Annotated in this window: 14 protein-coding genes; 13 read left to right on the forward strand and 1 reads right to left on the reverse strand. The window is 61.7% G+C overall.

All coding sequences use genetic code 11. From position 1 onward, the window contains the following. Nucleotides 1-6 precede the first annotated feature (6 nt). From YH64_RS13965 to YH64_RS14010, 10 genes are all read left to right on the forward strand, one after another. Nucleotides 7-2,472 carry a CoA transferase gene (locus tag YH64_RS13965; protein ID WP_370512747.1) on the forward strand — a complete coding sequence of 822 codons (2,466 nt, stop codon included), beginning with the start codon at nucleotides 7-9 and terminating at the stop codon, nucleotides 2,470-2,472. Between the two features lie 54 nt (nucleotides 2,473-2,526). Then, nucleotides 2,527-3,534, forward strand: a complete 1,008-nt coding sequence (locus YH64_RS13970; RefSeq protein WP_046804833.1) for a tripartite tricarboxylate transporter substrate binding protein — start codon at nucleotides 2,527-2,529, stop codon at nucleotides 3,532-3,534. A 289-nt stretch (nucleotides 3,535-3,823) separates the two neighbouring features. Beyond that, the gene (locus YH64_RS13975) at nucleotides 3,824-4,594 is read left to right on the forward strand and encodes a hypothetical protein (protein ID WP_143215382.1); all 771 of its coding nucleotides are present in this window, start codon (nucleotides 3,824-3,826) and stop codon (nucleotides 4,592-4,594) included. Nucleotides 4,595-5,172: 578 nt separating this feature from the next. Further along, the gene (locus tag YH64_RS13980) at nucleotides 5,173-7,311 is read left to right on the forward strand and encodes an ATP-dependent endonuclease (RefSeq protein ID WP_046804835.1); all 2,139 of its coding nucleotides are present in this window, start codon (nucleotides 5,173-5,175) and stop codon (nucleotides 7,309-7,311) included. Then, entirely contained in the window at nucleotides 7,311-9,089 is a 1,779-nt protein-coding gene (locus YH64_RS13985; RefSeq protein ID WP_046804836.1) for a UvrD-helicase domain-containing protein, read from the forward strand. The genes YH64_RS13980 and YH64_RS13985 overlap by 1 nt, the downstream gene beginning before the upstream one ends. A 104-nt stretch (nucleotides 9,090-9,193) precedes the next feature. Beyond that, entirely contained in the window at nucleotides 9,194-10,249 is a 1,056-nt protein-coding gene (locus YH64_RS13990) for a hypothetical protein (RefSeq protein WP_221935902.1), read from the forward strand. A gap of 770 nt (nucleotides 10,250-11,019) precedes the next feature. Beyond that, nucleotides 11,020-12,000, forward strand: a complete 981-nt coding sequence (locus tag YH64_RS13995; protein ID WP_046804837.1) for a tripartite tricarboxylate transporter substrate binding protein — start codon at nucleotides 11,020-11,022, stop codon at nucleotides 11,998-12,000. A 114-nt stretch (nucleotides 12,001-12,114) separates the two neighbouring features. Beyond that, nucleotides 12,115-12,897, forward strand: a complete 783-nt coding sequence (locus tag YH64_RS14000; protein WP_046804910.1) for an aldolase — start codon at nucleotides 12,115-12,117, stop codon at nucleotides 12,895-12,897. 141 nt (nucleotides 12,898-13,038) lie between these two features. Further along, on the forward strand, nucleotides 13,039-13,593 hold the full coding sequence (locus YH64_RS14005) for a helix-turn-helix domain-containing protein (protein ID WP_046804838.1): 555 nt from the start codon (nucleotides 13,039-13,041) through the stop codon (nucleotides 13,591-13,593). 28 nt (nucleotides 13,594-13,621) lie between these two features. Beyond that, nucleotides 13,622-13,987 (forward strand): cupin domain-containing protein, encoded by a 366-nt coding sequence (locus YH64_RS14010; protein WP_046804839.1) that lies wholly within the window; start codon nucleotides 13,622-13,624, stop codon nucleotides 13,985-13,987. A 32-nt stretch (nucleotides 13,988-14,019) separates the two neighbouring features. Here YH64_RS14010 and YH64_RS30545 read toward each other — a convergent pair whose 3' ends face one another. Then, a complete protein-coding gene (locus YH64_RS30545; protein ID WP_255444436.1) occupies nucleotides 14,020-14,439 on the reverse strand; it encodes a hypothetical protein in 420 nt (139 codons plus the stop codon). Between the two features lie 229 nt (nucleotides 14,440-14,668). On the opposite strand from YH64_RS30545, the gene YH64_RS14020 reads away from it, so the two are divergent. The 3 genes from YH64_RS14020 to YH64_RS14030 are packed head-to-tail and all read left to right on the forward strand — an operon-like array spanning nucleotide 14,669 to nucleotide 16,888. Further along, on the forward strand, nucleotides 14,669-15,352 hold the full coding sequence (locus tag YH64_RS14020; protein ID WP_046804840.1) for a secretin and TonB N-terminal domain-containing protein: 684 nt from the start codon (nucleotides 14,669-14,671) through the stop codon (nucleotides 15,350-15,352). Next, the gene (locus YH64_RS14025; protein WP_082134478.1) at nucleotides 15,342-15,929 is read left to right on the forward strand and encodes an RNA polymerase sigma factor; all 588 of its coding nucleotides are present in this window, start codon (nucleotides 15,342-15,344) and stop codon (nucleotides 15,927-15,929) included. The genes YH64_RS14020 and YH64_RS14025 overlap by 11 nt, the downstream gene beginning before the upstream one ends. 2 nt (nucleotides 15,930-15,931) lie before the next feature. Continuing rightward, nucleotides 15,932-16,888, forward strand: coding sequence for a FecR domain-containing protein (locus tag YH64_RS14030; protein ID WP_255444437.1), 957 nt, complete (start codon nucleotides 15,932-15,934; stop codon nucleotides 16,886-16,888). Nucleotides 16,889-16,903: the final 15 nt, after the last annotated feature.

Below are 16,903 nucleotides of genomic sequence, written 5' to 3' on the forward strand. Positions count from 1 at the left end.
AGTGTTTTGGAACAGGTTGCGACGATGCATACATCTGAAAGCCGGCTCGCCTTCGCCGGGGTGCGCGTGCTGGAAATCGGCTGCGGCGCGGCAGTGGCTTATGCCGGGAAGCTCTTTGCGGATTTTGGCGCCGAGGTCATCAAGCTGGAGGACGCCGACGGCGACACGCTGCGCCGCCTGCCGCCCCTGTTGAACGAGGCCAATGACGAGCCCGCAAGCGCCTTGCATGCCTGGCTAAATACCAACAAGCGCAGCGTGGCACGACAAGGAAAGACAGGCGCGGATGCCGCGTGGCTGTCACGGATCGCGCGGACATGCGATGTGATTCTTGACGCCCGCGCCCTGGACGAAGGCTTGGAGGTCCTGAAGCGCCCCGCCTACGCCGGCGATGGGAATGACGGCCAGGGCAATGTGCCGATCGAAGTCTGTCTGACCTGGTTCGGTGAGTCCGGACCCTACCGTGGTTTCGCGGGGACCGAGGCCGTGTGCCGCGCCCTGGCCGGCGCGGTGTATTGCAGCGGTGCACAGCAGGGGCCTCCCCATCTGCCGCACGACATTCAGACCGCCATTGCCGCCGGTGTCGCCGCATTCTCAAGCGCGACCGCCGCGTTGCTGGGACGATCCGACGGCAGCCGGCGTTATCTGCTGAGCATCCATGAGATTGCGTTTTCGCTGGTCGAGATGGAAGCCGGCATGGTGCAGGATGGCCGGCATCCCTTGGCCAGGCTGGGTGTCAACCGGTTCTGCACGACGCATCCTGCCGGCATCTACGAGACCAAGAAGGGCTGGATTGGGCTGTTCGCCCATACCGGTCCGCAGTGGGCTGCGCTGTGCGCGGCCATCGGCCACCCGGACCGGGCAGCGAATCCGCGGTTTGCAAGCGGGCCGACCCGTATGGTCCATGCCGACGAAATCGATGCGTTCCTGATTCCCAGCCTGCGCGCCAGGACAGCCCAGGAATGGTTCGAAGTGCTGCGCAAGGAAAAATTTCCCGCTGTCATCGTGCCGACCATGGCAGAACTGCTTGAACAAAGCGTGCATCGCGAACGCGGCGCTTTTGTTCCCGTCACGGTGGGCGCAGCCGAATTCGAGGGGCCTGTCGTTCCGCTGCCCATGGGCGATGCGGGCCCCTTGCCGGGCGGCAAGGCAGCGCGTTTGGACGCTGACGGCCCCCGCTACCGCGACGTGCAGAGCCTGACGCCGGCCGCCGACTTGACCCCGGCTGCGCCGGGCGCGCTGCCCTTACGAAACATCCGCGTGGTCGATCTGACGATGGGGTGGGCCGGGCCATTGGCGGCAAGGACGCTGGCGGACTTTGGCGCGGAAGTCATCAAGGTTGAAAGCACGCGCTATCCGGACTGGTGGCGGGGCACGCATTACACCGATGAGTTCTATCAAGAAAAGCTGTACGAAAAGAACTCGAACTTTGCGCTGATGAACCGCAACAAGCTGGGCATCACGCTTGATCTGACCCGCGCGCAAGGGCGTGCGGTCCTGCTCGATCTGGTGGCCAAGGCCGATATCGTCATCGAGAACTACTCGACCGAGGTGCTGCCCAAACTTGGGCTGGACTACGCCGTGCTGTCCCAGGTCAATCCGCGCTTGGTCATGGTGTCCATGCCGGCATTCGGGTCGGGCAATGAATGGAGCACGATCAGGGCCTATGGCGGCACGCTGGAGCAGGCCAGCGGCCTGCCCCATCACACCGGTTTCGCGCAGGACCCACCGGCGCTGACCTCCTACGCCTATGGTGATCCCGTGGGTGGCTTTAACGGGGGGGCGGCAGCGTTGTTGGCGCTGTTCGAGCAGCAGCGCTCGGGCAAGGGGCGCCACGTCAACCTGTCTCAGGTGGAATGCATGCTGCCCATGACAGCGCCGTTCGTCATTGAACAATCGGTGCACGGCAACACCACGCCCCGCATCGGCAATGCGCATCCTCTTCATGCCCCGCAGGGGATTTACCCGTGCGCGGGCGATGACGCCTGGGTGGTGGTGAGCATCACGAGCGATGCGCAATGGCAGGCATTGCTGGCGGTCATGCAGGCAACTGATCTTGCCCGGGACCCTGCTCTGGAGAAGGCGGCCGGCCGACGGACCCGGCAGGAAGAGATAGACCGCAGGATCAACGCATGGACCCGCGCGCGCTCCGCACAAAGCGCAATGACCGAACTGCAACAGGCGGGCATCAGCGCAGGAGAAGTCAAACCGGTCTGGACGCTGCTCGATGACCCGCATCTGAAAGCCCGTGAGTTTTTCAAGGCGACTTCCCGGCCTTATATCGGCGAGTTTCTGGCGACCACGCCCTGGTTCAGGGAGCCGGACGCTACGGTCGCGGCGGTGCGTCCGGCGCCTACGCTCGGGCAGCACAATGGCGATGTGTTTTCGCGCGTGCTGGGCATGAGCGTGGATCAGCAGCAGTCGCTGGAGCGCGACGGAATCATCGGAAACACCGCAACCAGAAAGGCGGCCTGACAAGCCCCGCAAGCACGACGCAATGCACAAGACCTAACCTCGTGGAGACAAAAAATGGCTACATCCGATTCCCGCCGTCACTTCCTCATCACTTCCGCGCACCTTGCCGTGGCTTCGGCATTGGGCTTGGGGGCTACCGCCGCGTTCGCGCAGGACAAAGCATGGCCCACCAAAGCCATCAAGATCATCGTGCCGTTTCCGGCCGGTTCAATCACGGACACGATGGCTCGCCTGCTGTCGGACTCTTTGTCCAAGACGCTCAAGCAGCCCGTCATCGTGGAAAACAAGGGCGGCGCCAATGGATCGATCGGGGCGGCCGAGGTGGCCCGTTCGGCGCCGGATGGCTACACGCTGCTGACCACCAACAGCAGCAGCATCACCGTCAACCCCTTGATCTACAAGAACTCCCCGTACAAGACCAAGGATTTCGCGCCCATCGCCCTGGTACTGGACGCGCCGTTCATTCTGAACGTCAACCCCGAATGGGCCAAGAAGCACGCCATCGCGTCGGTCAAGGACCTGGTTGAGTACGCCAAAAAGAATCCGGGCGATCTCACCTATGGGTCGGGAGGTCAAGGCAACCTGGCCCATCTGGCGTTTGCGCAACTGAGCAACGACACGCAGTTCAAGGCCACCCATGTCCCTTACAAGTCGGCCTCGCAAGCAAGCATGGCGGTCATGGCGGGCGAGGTGAACACGTCTTTCGATACGCTGGCCAGCGCACCGCAAGTGGCAGCCGGCAAGTTGAAAGCCCTGGCGGTCACGCAGAAGCAACGGATTTCCCAAATGCCGGATATCCCCACGATGGCCGAGGCAGGCTATCCAAACATCGACGTCACTTTCTGGCTGGGCCTGTTCGCCCCGGCAGGCACCCCAGCCCAGATCGTCGACACCTTGTACGAGCAGTCCAAGCTTGCAATGGAACAGCCCGCTGCGAAGTCTTCACTCAGTGCGCAGGGTAGCGTCGTCATGAGCAATCCGAAGGAATTGTCCACGCGCATCGGGCGTGAGGTCGATCAGCTGTCTCATGTGGTGAAGCGGGAGAATATTGTCATCGATTAAGGCGAGCCCGGCGCGCGGCGGACGCCAGCCAGGCGTCTTGCCGCCGATTTGGCGGGCAAGGATTGGCGCGGTGGAGCTGCACGCTGCTCTGGTTTCGTGTAGAGGGGACGCTGTCCGCTACCGACCCATTGCCGACATTCACCAGGTGTATTCCCACAGGCCGCCGAATCCGATTGAGAATCGGATTGTTGACCTAGCCGGCGCACACTAAGATCCAGCCGTATCACAGCACGGCGCGCCATGGGCGGTGCGTTGTAGGTAAGGGCGGATTAATTAAGGGGTAACACTCATGTCAACCATTTCAATCGCGGAAGCTATCCTAGAGCATTGGGGGGCAACAGTTGAATCAGTACCGACTTCGCAGAAGGAGGAGTCGGACTGGCTAGCAGTTCTAGATGGATTCCGCCTTTTGATCGAAGAGAAGACGAAGCTGGAGAATCCGGAGAGCGCGGCAGCTCGGATGGCATCAATACAGAGCGGTCAAGTTTATGGCTCGACTACTCCTCTAAGCCCCAACAATCGCGTCTCAGGGATCATCGGAAAAGCCGCAAAGCAGTTGAGATCCACAGGCGCAGATGTACAGCACGACGCTCGCGTTATTTGGTTCACATCGGTTGGGTTTGACCGGGAGACTAAGGACCATCAGGCTTACAGCACGCTATACGGAGCAACAAAGACATTCGACGTAGACCGGAGATCTCCGCTTCAGGATTGCTTCTTCTTTTACAACAGCGAGTTCTTCCGGCATCAGGACATTGATGGTGCTTACCTGGTGGTAGCAGACCAAGGAACTGCCACGGTTCGCCTCTGCCTCAACCCTTTCTCAACTCGCTGGACGAGTCTGCGTGATAGCCCGTTTGCTAAAAGGTTAGTCACGGGCCTCGTTGATCCCGTCGCTCAGGAGGCTGCGGCTGAGGCGATGCTCGTAGATGGTCCTGTAGATCGCCGAGACAGCGGGGCTGTGTTGAGTTACTTGCGCGCTAAATACGGCATCCAAAAGCTGATGAATATGGATATGAACATGGCGTCGGCTGTGGTTGCGGTACCACATGAGCATTAGCAATTCACCCGGGCCGACGCAGCTTCGCGGCGAGGCTCAGTTGAGGCGCGGCCCGTGTCCGCTCCTGGCCGCACGCCGACTATCGCGGACGTCGGCTTCCGCCCCTAAACCGACATTCGGCGCCCTGAATCTCGTCCTCCTTGACCGGTCGATCGGACCTGTCGTATCTGACGGCGCTCCCCAGTATGACGCTGTTGAGATCTCCGAGCAGACGGAGATCTGACGTGGTGGAAGTCCTGCGGCGTGGTTTGAACACCGCTGCTGCGGGACTGGAATGGTCGCTGACTGGCGCCCGACTTCCCTGACGCTCGGGGTCATTAGCGGCTTTGTGTGCGTCTGCGTGCCGACGATTCATCGCTCGGGAGCACCTACGGTAAGCCATCGCTGCTGTGGCGGCCGTGGTCCCGGCTAGCTGCAGACTTAAAGCGCTGAATCTTAGCCAAGCACGCGGCGCGGCCATGCGTCGCCAGTCGATGCGCCGATGGTCATACAGTTTGACGCACCCCGCAAGCAACGGAGTATGCTACGTTATTTTACAAATAGACACTGGCGTCCCGGGAGGAATGAGGGTCAAAGATATGCACATCTCCAAGCTTACGCTGGTTAATTTTAGAAATTTCAAGAGCACCAAGCTGGCGTTTCAGCGTGGTGTCAATACGGTCATCGGAGAGAACGGCGCGGGCAAGTCCAACGTCCTTCGCGCCATTCGGCTGCTCCTGGACGACAACATGGTCCGCGCAGCTTATCGGCTGGACGAATCCGATTTCAGCCGCGCGCTGGATTATTGGAAGGGCCACTGGATCATCATCAGTATGGAGTTCGAGAACCTCAGCCCGGATGAAGCGGTCCAGGCTCTGTTCTTGCACGGCACCGCGGGCATTCACGCCGGACCGATCTCCAAGGCCACCTACAACCTGATTTTCCGCCCCAAGAAGGAAATCCGTTTGAAGCTGGCGGCTCTCGACTCCTTTGACTTCGCTGGGTTGAAGGCCGTCCGTGACAGCATCACGATCGCTGATTACGAGACCATATTCACTGGTCGCAGCAGCGCGGATTTCAGCGACCCGGAGGTGTACCAGCGGATCGTAGGGGATTTCGACCTGTGCGAGTTTCCCGACGAGACCGAGTTCCCTGAACTTGGCGCGAAGGTGCCCGGCTTCCTGTCGGTCACCAAGGAGGTGTCACTCACCTTCATCCAGGCGCTTCGCGACGTCGTAGCGGAGTTTCACAACAACCGCACCAATCCGCTGCTTACTCTGCTGAAGAGCAAGAGCGGCGAGATTGACGCGGCGGCACTTGTCCCCATAGTGGGTAAGGTACGAGATCTCAATGGTTCCATCGAAGGGCTTGAGGATGTGCAGGCGGTGCGCATGCACATTCGCCAGACGATCAAGGACACCGCCGGCGAGACCTACTCCCCGACGTCGTTGTCGATCCGGTCGGACCTGCCGGAAGACGCGGAGCAGCTTTTCCAGTCGCTGCGGCTGTTCGTCGGGGAAGCGGAGGATGGGTATGAAGGGACGATCAACGAGCTCAGCCTCGGCGGTGCCAACCTAATCTACCTGACCCTCAAACTGTTGGAGTTTAAGTACCAGCGCGAGAAGATGGCTATTGCGAACTTCCTGCTCATCGAAGAGCCTGAAGCGCATATCCACACGCATATCCAAAAGACGCTGTTTGATCGCATCGCCTACGACGATGCCCAGGTGATCTACACAACACATTCGACCCACGTCTCCGAAGTGAGCAATGTGAGCAACGTAAACATCCTAGGGCGGCGCGGCGCGTTCTGTGAGGCTTACCAACCGGCGACTGGCCTGAATCCTGCCCAGGTGACGAGCATCCAGAGATATTTGGACGCAGTGCGGAGCAACCTGCTGTTTGCCAAGAGCGTAATTCTGGTGGAAGGGGATGCGGAAGAGATCCTGATCCCTGCGCTCATCAAGCTGGTTTTGGGCCTGAGCGTTGATGAATTGGGGCTCAGTGTCATTAACATCCGCAGCACCGGGTTCAAGAACGTCGCGGTCCTGTTCCACGACACCCGTATCCGCAAGCGGTGTGCAATCGTCACAGATCTAGATAGGCCCTTCTTCGACACTGCGCCGAATCCTGCGGATAACGACGCTTTGGCCGCCAGGAAGCGAAAGGCAATCGGGTCGGAAACGGCCGGAGCGCGGCGAAAGATCGACCTAGACGCATTTGGCTTAGGCAATGCCTGGGTACGAAGCTTCTACGCCACGCACACGTTCGAGGTGGATTTGGTGAAGGCGGGCAATCATGAAGCGATTGTGCGCAGCGTAGACAAGGTCTACACGGCGCCGGCGACGATTACACAGGCAAAGGCTGACCTTCGCTCGGGCCTCATCCGTCAAAGTGGCTACCGAACCCTGACTATGGCTGAGCAGGAAGGCAAGGGTTGGTTCGCCATCTTGCTCGCGCAAACCCTGGATCACCAAGCCGTGGTACCCGGCTATATCCGAGACGCCGTGCTGTTTGCGCATGGCCCCTTCTCGCGACCGCTGGTCATGCGAATCCTCCGGCATCGCATGAACCGCCTGTGGGCAACAGATCCCGCTGCGCGTCCGCGCTTGGCGGCCTTTAATGCTGAGGTGGAATATTTTGGCCGCTCAGCGCTCGATCTACCGACCCTTCGCGCTGCGGCCGCGACCGCTTTGCCAGGAGACGTGGCCCATGCGTTCCTGGACGGGCCGACCTGATGTTTGTCTGGGACGCCACGGAGCTCAATGCAGAGCAAGCGGCCGCTGTTGAAGAGCCATCGAGCGTATTCCTGGTCGCCTGTCCGGGCAGCGGAAAAACGCGCGCGCTGACCTACAAGATCGCCTACGAACTGTCCCGACGTACGGACAAGCGCATCGTCGTGGCCATCACCTACACCCATCGGGCCGCTGATGAGATTCAGGAGCGAGTTGAAACTCTTGGAGTCGACACCACCGCCCTTTGGATTGGGACTATCCATTCGTTCTGTCTCGAATGGATCATCAAGCCATACGCGATCTATGTTCCTGAGTTGGCGCGTGGGTACGCGGTCCTGGATCTACACGACCGGGAGAAGATCCTCGAGCGGCTCTGCGCACCGTACCGCGGCGTGACCGTGTATGACTGCGACTATTACTTCGAAGAGGACCATTACCTGCTGGGGTGCGCCGACATACGAAAGCATGAAACGATCCATAAGGTGCTGGCAGCCTACTTTCGAGAATTGGCGGACACGAGACGAATCGATTTCGAATTGATCCTCTGGTACTCCCAGGTACTAATGCGGAATCAGCCACATATAGCAGCGCTGCTTTCGCAAGTTTTTTCCTATATCCTCGTCGATGAGTACCAGGATACGAAGCGGATCCAATACAACCTGGTGGGGGCCATCCTGCGGGCGGGTGCCGGCAGCACCAAGACGTTCATCGTGGGAGATCCCAATCAAGCGATTTACGGCTCGCTTGGCGGCTATGCCATTTCAGTGGAGGACTTTCGAGTGCTCACGGACATCCCCCTTAGGGAGATGGCGCTGCGCTTGAACTACCGCTCAAGCGCCCGGATCATCGGGCACTTTTCCAACTTCAATGTCCACGCCACCGACATCGAGGGTGCAGGGGAAATTGTCGGCTTTCCGAGCCAAGTTTCTTACAACCGACTCGTGTCTCACGAACACCTCCACGATGAATTGGTCAGGCTCATCCAAAAGAGTTTGGCCGAAGGACATGCACCCGAAGAGATTTGCGTGCTGGCGCCGTGGTGGGTCTTGCTAGCGTCTACCACCCGAAAACTTGTGGCGCAGCTCCCCGAGCAGCAGTTCGACGGCCCAGGATTGGTGCCGTTCAGCAATGATCCCGACAACTTCTGGTTCAAACTCTCCAAGATCTTGCTAACGGAGTCGTCGCCCCAAATGTTGGTGCGACGCACGCGATGGGCCCGGGACGTCATTGCCGACCTGCGAGATTTCGGCGTCGACACGGCCAAGATCACGCAGCGATCGCTGCTGCGGGAGTCCAACTCCCTCGCCATTACCGAAACAGACGGCTTGGCGTATCTGGATCAAGCGTTCGCCGCGTTGCTCAATCGCCTGGGGATCGAAATGCGTGCTTTTCCCGCGCTGATGGAGCATCGTGAGGCATTCTTTGCGAGCTCCCAGGCGCGGCTGGAGAGGCTGCAGAACTCCGGCGCCGGCTACATCACCGATCTCTCGTTCTTCAAGAAGGTGTTCCGTGAACGGACCGGGATCACCGTGTCGACGATTCACGGGGTCAAGGGCGCGGAGTTTGACGTAGTCATTGCATTCGGTCTTCTCCAGGGCATGGTGCCCCACTTCAGCGATTCCGACGGTGATGTTGCAGCCAGCAAGCTATTGTACGTCCTGGCCTCGCGCGCTCGAAAGCACTTGCACCTCATCTCGGAGGCCGGTCGCTCACGTGGTAGATATGGGAGCTACGAGCCCACGGAGATCCTGGCCCGCTGTGATTTCGATTACAACGGTTAAATCCATGAGCCCAAAGCTGCAACGCTGATAGAGGAAGATCAATAAGTAACGGCTACGTCAATCTAGCTTCCGCAGCTAGCAAAACATTGGGGGAAATTGTGAAGTTGAAAAGGGAAGCAAAGACGCTGAAAGCCAAGGCTATCGCATCCTTGAAGCGAGGGCTTCAGGCATTCAATAACCACGACGATGATGGAAGGCCAGAGACTGTCCTGCTCATGCTTCAGCACGCCAGTGAAATGTTAACCAAGGCATTGTTGGTTCAGAAGGGGCAGAACGTCTTCGACAGTGAAAAGGGCACTTCCATCGGTGTCGAGAAGGCGTTGAACGTTGCTCAGTCCAAAGGGTGGATGAGCGCAGCGCAAGCTGGGGCCGTTCGCGTCATCGACGCGATGCGGGACCAAGCTCAGCACTGGTTGATCGTGGTTCCAGAAGACGCTCTTTACATCAACGCCAGGGCGTTGATTACCGTCTTGGATGAAGTTCTGACTGAACACTTCGCAGACACTCTCGCTGACAACCTTCCGGTACGGGTCCTTCCCCTGTCTACTCAAGCCCTTCCAGATTTCTTGATGCTAGTGAATCGGGAATACCAGCAGATTCGAGAACTGCTTGCTCCTGGTCGAAGAGCGCGAGTCGAAGCCAGGGGTCGAATTACAGCCCTCCTTGCGATGGAGGCCCATGTTAGTGAGGAAGTCGCGGTTTCCAAGCGTGACCTGGATCGAATCGAGAGTGCCATCAAAGAAGACACTCCGGTAGAGCAGGTGTTCCCACGGTTGATGACCTTAGCAACGAACGTGGAAGGAGAAGGCCCCACCATTCGTGTCCGAATCACCAAATCGGCAGATGCGCCAGCTATTCGGTACATATCCGGTGATGACCCAGAAGGCGCCGCGGCTATCCGTGAAGTAGATCTTCAAAAGAAATACCATTGGAGTCCGAGCGCATTGGCGGCCAAGTTGGGGCTGTCGGTCAACAAGACCAAGGCGGTCCGCGACTTTCTGCGTATAGACGAAGATCAGGCAAACGTCATGGTGTTCGAGTTCGGATCTCAGAAGCATCCACGATTTTCCGACAACGCGTTACGCGTGCTACGGGAAGCCATTACGCCAGAACTGGTCGATCAAGCTTGGCGTGAGCGTCCGAATGGTCGCGGTGTGTAGTCAGTGAAAGGATGCAATAGATCACGCGAAGGGCTAACAAGGCAGGAAAAGATAAATTGGCGAAATAGTTTCCAGACAGCCAAAAGGCGCCGATTTTCATCACCGAGGCACTCGGCTCGTTGAGGTAGCCCAATCCCGCATGGTCGCGGGAGCGCTGTCGGGCGGGGGGCGAATCCTTTAGCACGAGGCCCCCGTCAAGTTGAATGCGCGATTCTCTAGTCTCCTTTACCATTCCCGCGCCGACTCGTGGGCAAGGAAGCGACGCGCGGCGACCACGTAGAAACGTCCGCTCGCTGGTGGACTGTGGGGGCATTCTGTCAACCAGCGCCGCGCACGACAATGTCTTCTTCTGGCCCGAAAGCGGCCACTGACCGCAGGATCCTCCGGGCCTTCCACACAAGACAGCTTTCTTCTCTTATCGCTCCCAACCTAGAGCGGAGTGCCTCGAGACGTCCGTCGCCCTTGCCTAATGCCCTTAGGGAAAGCCCCGAATCTGCGGGCTTGGCCTCTCGCGCCAATTTAATCGCGCTTAACGCGAAGTTCGCCTTTCTCCAACCCGCAGGCCGTTCATCTGCACAGAAGAAAAGATGTTGCCCGCGCAATAGCAGACGTTGCCCGCCAAACCCAACAGGCAAACTTCATCAAAAAGCGCGAACTTTATTCGCCGCCCCTCATACACCCTCCATCCAAAATTCCCCTTGCGGAAAATCAATGTTCTGTAGGACACTTTGTGTCATTAGGGCAAATAAAGCCCGTCCAAGGGGAATGACATGAAGGTGCTTGGCAAGTTCGCCGCGCTGGCGACGATGTGTGTGACGGCGGGAATGGCCGCCTGGGCGGGTGGGGCGCATGCGGCGTATCCCGATCGGCCGATCCGGCTGGTGGTGCCGTTTGGTGCGGGCGGGATCACGGATATCGTGGCGCGGCAGGTGGGCAAGGGGATGGGTGATGCCTTGGGGCAAAGCGTCGTCATTGAAAACCGGCCCGGGGCCGGCGGGGTGATTGCCGCGCAGTTGGCGGCCAGCGCGCCGGCCGACGGCTACACCGTCTTCATGGGCACCGTGGGCACGCAGATCGTGAATCCGCTGATCTACAGCAAGCTGAGTTACGACGCCGGCAAGTTCGTGCCGGTGGGCATGGTGTCTGGGTCGCCTTTCGTGCTGGCTACGCGCGCCGGGTTGCCGGCTGCGGACTTTGCTGCGTTTGTGGCTTACGCGCGTGCCAATCCCGGGCGGTTGAATTTCGGGTCGGCGGGCAATGCCAGTTCACCGCATCTGGGGCTGGAATTGTTGAAGCTGACGGCCGGCGTGGATATTGTGCATGTGCCGTTCAAGAGCGGCAGCGAAGCAGTCAACGCGGCCATCGGCGAACAGGTGGATGTGGTGATGGACGCCAGCCCGATCATCATGCCGCACGTGGCCTCGGGCAAGTTGCGCGCGTTGGCGGTGGCGGCGGACAAGCGGCTGGCGTCGGCGAGCGCCGTGCCCGCCAGCGCGGAAGTGGGCGATGCGGCCTTGCAGATCAGTTCGTGGAACGCGTTGCTGGCGCCCGCGGGCACGCCGCCCGAGGTGGTGGCCGCCTTGAACGCCGCGTTGCAAAAGACGCTGGCCTCGGCGGAATTGAAGGATCGATTGGCGGCGCAGGGCACGCAGTTGTACACGGGGTCGGCAGAGGAATATCGGCGCTTTATCGCAGCCGAGAATGCCAAGTGGACCGACATCGTCAAGCGGGCCAACATCAAGATGGATTGACCGGCGGGCGGTCGCGACGCGGCCGCCCTTTATGCTATGGACACCCCGGCAAGCGCGCCCATGTGCGCGGCCGGGATTTACGCCGTTGATGAAGGACGGCACGACGGAGACATGATGACCGATACGATGCACCTGGGAAAAGAAGAACTGATCGCGCGTGCGCAAGCCGAGATGCAGCGCCAGTTCGATACGCCGCAATGGAGCTTGCGCGAACGGCTGGCGCTGACGTGCCGCATCTTGTTCGATGGCGGCCACGATTCCGGGCTGGCGGGGCAGATCACCGCGCGTACGCCCGAAGCGGGCCGCTATTACACGCAGCGGCTGGGCCTGGGCTTTGATGAAATCACGGCCGGCAATCTGTTGGTGGTGGATGAAGATTTGCGCGTGCAAGAGGGCGGCGGCATGCCCAACCCGGCCAATCGTTTTCATTCGTGGATCTATCGCGCGCGCCCCGATGTGAATTGCATTATCCACACGCACCCCTTGCACGTGGCGTCGCTGTCGATGCTGGAGGTGCCGCTGGAGGTGTCGCACATGGACAACTGCACGCTGTACGACGATGTGGCTTTTCTGAAGGACTGGCCGGGCGTGCCGGTGGGCAATGAAGAAGGCGAGATCATCTCGGCGGCGCTGGGCGACAAGCGCGCGATTCTGTTGTCGCACCACGGTATGTTGATTGCGGCCGGGTCGGTGGAAGAGGCCTGCGTGCTGGCCTTGCAGTTCGAACGCGCGGCGCGCATGCAGTTGCTGGCGATGTCGGCGGGCAAGATCCAGCCTATTCCGCCCGCGTTGGGACGCGAAGCGCATGACTGGATCCTGACGCCCAAGCGGTCGCAGGTGGGGTTTTCGTATTACGCCCGCCGGGCGCTGCGCGCGCATCCGGACGTGTTGTCGTAGCCCGAGGCAGCGGGCGGCCGGATAGGAGACCGGACAGGCGAGCAGGATGCGGCGCGGATCGGGCAGCCAGGCCGGGCAGGGCGGCTCGACGGCGGCGCAGGTTTCGGGCATTCTTACCGGTCCGATTTTCCACCCCCCGCCATGATCGACCTGCCCCCCCGCCTTCGCACCCTGCGCCGCCAGCAAGCGCTTTCCCTGGAACAGCTGGCGCAGCGCACCGGGCTGACCAAAAGCTACCTGTCCAAGCTGGAACGCGGCCTGAGCGAACCGTCGATTTCGACGGTGCTGCGCCTGGCTGAAGCCTATGGCGTGGGCGTATCCCAACTGGTCGGCGAAGACGGCGCCGCGCAAGACGAAGTGGTCAGCGTGGTGCGTGTGGGCGACCGCGAGGCGCTGCAACGCGGCGGGCCGGGCGTGCAATACCACTACGAATCACTGGCCGGGCGTCGCAAGGTCAAGGCGATGGAACCGTTTGTGGTGCATCCGCCGCGCGACTTTCCCGATGCGACGGCGGTGTTTCCGCACCCCGGTGAAGAATTCCTGCTGGTGCTCAAAGGCGCCGTCGAAGTGCAGGTGGGCGAACGCCAGTTCCGCCTGGAAACCGGTGATTCCGTCTACTTTGATTCCGAACTGCCGCACCGCATGCGCACGGTCAGCCGCGCCATGGCCGAGGTGTTGGTGGTGGCGGCGCACTGAACCCAAGACAACTTTGCATAGGTAAGCCATGAAGCACGATTCATCGCGGCTAGTCCGCATCGACGCAGGCCCGATGAAGAATCCGGTGCCCGGCAAGCCCCGCCGCCCGATCTCGGGCGATGCGGCCTTTCAGACCGTCACCGCCTTTGAAGGCAACGCCGGCAAGGCGGAAGCGGGCGTCTGGGAAAGCACCGCCGGGGTGTTCCAGGCGAACACGACGGGCTATATCGAATTTGGCACCATCGTGGAAGGCGCGGCGCGGCTGGTCGATCCGGACGGCACCGTGCACGAACTGACCGCGGGCGTAGCCTTCGTGATGCCCGAGGGGTATACGGGCCGCTGGGAAGTGGATCAGTTCGTCAAGAAAATCTATTTCATCTGCCGCACGGTGTAGCGCCGCGCGGGAGTGCGCCACAGTCACTTCCATTACGGCTGCGGCCGTTGCGGATAGGCTGACGTACCAAACGTGTTGCCCATGCGGTTGCCGATGGTGGCGGGCGTGGGCAGGCCCATCTGGTTGGGCGGGCGTTGCGTGATGGCCTCGGACGCCAGCCCCGGCGACGGCCGGTTAGCCGTGGTGTCCGGCGCCATCTTCTGGTTCAGGCAGTCGTAGGACAAGGCCCGGTAGCCGTTGACCTCGGTCTCGATGCACGCGCCACTTGATCGGGTCGAAGCCGGTGGCAGGGCCGACTGCGCCGGCTTCGGCTCCTCTACACCCCGCGCCTCCACGGTCTGCGCCATGGCCCCCGCGCCCACAAGCCCCAACGCACCAACCACGCCCAGCGCGCCGCCGCCCATCACGACGATCTCCAGCCACAGGCCCCTGGCCCCCCGCACCTTGCGCATGCGCGCTCCCTTGAACGGTCCGGCCAAACGTGGCCGACGCAATCCAAAAAGTATAGAGACCGCCCGCACCCCGTAGGTGACCGTTGCGTGGCGGCGGCGCGCGCCGCGCGCGTCAAGTGTCACGAATGCGTCATTCAGCCGCTCTAGCATGGCGGCTTTTCCAGGCGCGGGCGCTGATGGCGTTCTCTGTTGCGGCCATGTCAGGCACTTTTCCCTTGCGGTCACGTTTATGAAGAGCGTCTTCAAGGGCCGTGGCGTGGCCTTGCGCGCGTGTCTGGCCTGGGGCCTGCTGGCGTTGTCGCCGACTGGGCATGCCGCGGCACCCCCCGCCAAGCCCATGCGCTTCGAGATTGCCGCGCAGCCCCTGGCGCAGGCGCTGGTGGAATACAGCCTGGCCAGCGGGCTGACCGTGTTGGTGGACAGCACCTTGACGGCGGGCAGGCAGGCGCCCGCCGTGGTGGGCGCCTACACGCCCAGCGAAGCGTTGCGCCGGCTGCTGGCCGGCTCGCCGCTATCGATTCGCTATGCCAGCGCGCGGTCTTTCACGCTGGTCGCCAAGGACGATGACACGGCGGCAGGCGCCGGCGCGGCGGGCAAGCGCCTGCGCGACACGCCTTACGCCGCCGTGGTGCAGACGGCGTTGAAACGCGCCCTGTGCGCGGCGGCGGCCACGCAGCCGGGCAACTACCGCGCGCTGGTGCAATTGTGGTTCGACAAGGCCTGGCGCGTCAGCCGGGTTGGGTGGGTGTCGTCAACGGGGCAAGCCGGCCTGGACGGACGCCTGGAAGCGGCGTTGCGCGGGGCGGTGATTGGTCCGCTGCCGGCAGGGATGCCACAGCCGTTGACGGTGCTGCTGACACCGCGCAGTGCGGCGCAATGCGATGCGGACAGGGGAGCCGGCAGTGCGGGATAACAAACCGGACGGCTCGTTGCGGGCGTTGTTTCTGGAACGCTACAACGACTTTCGCAGTCAGCTGCGTCGACGACTGGGTTCGGACGACCTGGCGCACGACGCCATGCAGGAAGCGTTTTTGAAGGTGAACGACCTGCCCGCCAGTTCGTCCATCCAGCAACCGGCCGCCTATCTGTTTCGCGTGGCGCTGAACATCGCGGAAGACCAGCGTCGCCGCGACTCCCGCCTGCTGACGGGCGTTGAAATCAGTGAATTGATCCACCTGGCGGACGAGGCCGCGGACCCGGCCCGCATCGCGCAAGGCCGCAACCAGATCGATGCGTTCCAGCGTGCGCTGAAGAAACTGCCCGAACGGACGCAGCAGATGGTGCTGGCCGCGCGTGTGCAAGAGCTGCCGCATGCGGAAATTGCACGGCGCTATGGCGTGTCAGAGCGCATCGTGTCCAAGGAACTGAAGCGCGCGCTGGAACATTGCGCGCAAGAACTCCTTGCGGCCGGGCAGGCGACGGGCAACGGAACGAGCCACCCGGGCGTCCCCTCCCGCGAAGCGTGCCGGGACGAAACACCATGGCGTTGACGATGAGCATGCCCCGACGGAACAAGCAGGAAGACGCCGCCACCGTACAGGCGCGCGAGTGGCTATTGGCGCTGACCTCGGGCCGCGCCACCGAAGACGACGCGCAGGCGTTTCGCGATTGGTTGCGGGCAGACAGCCGAAACCCCGCCGCGTTCGCCGCCCAGAAGCAGCTGTGGCAGGGCATGGGCCCCGCCATTCAGGGCGTGGTTGCCGACCGCGCGAGCCGCCGTGCGCAGCGGCCGGCATTGAACGGTCGCCGCGCGTTCCTGGGCGGCGCGCTGGCGGCGTCAGCGGCGTATCTGGCGTTCAAGCCCCCGCTGGGCTTGTGGCCCGGCGTGGACACGCTGGGCGCGGACTACCGCACGGCGGCGGGCGAACAGCGCCGCGTGGCGCTGGGCCAGTCGGTGGACGTAGACATGAATACGCTGACGCGTCTTAACGTGGGCAACGACGCAAACGGTGCGGTGATCGAGCTGGCCGAAGGCGAAGCCGAGATACGCGCCGGTGCGACGCCGGCCGTGGTGGTCGCCGGCAAAGGCCGTATCACCGCGCGCGAAGCCACGTTCAACCTGCGCTATATCGACGGGCAGGCGCGGCTGTGCTGCCTGTCCGGCGCGTTGCGGCTGGTGCATGCCCAAGGCGTGTTCGATGTGGCCGCCAACCGCGAACTGCGCTATGACGATGCGCGCGTGATGCCGCCAGTGGCGGTGGACACGGCGGTCGTCACCGCGTGGCGTCAGGGCTGGCTGGTGTTCAACCAGCAGCCGCTGGCGCAGGTGGTGGATGAACTGAACCGCTATCGCCGGGGCCGGCTGGTGCTGATGAACGATCAACTGGGCAAGCGTCTGGTGCAAGCGCGGTTTTCGTTGGCACAGGTGGCTGACGCCGAACGCCTGATCCGCGATGCGTATGGCGCGCGTGTGACACATCTGCCCGCCGGCGTGGTGTTGTTGTCATAAGCGCGTCGTAAAACG

The organism is Achromobacter sp. LC458, from assembly GCF_001005835.2.
In the GTDB taxonomy this organism is placed as follows: Bacteria; Pseudomonadota; Gammaproteobacteria; order Burkholderiales; family Burkholderiaceae_B; genus Achromobacter; species Achromobacter spanius_B.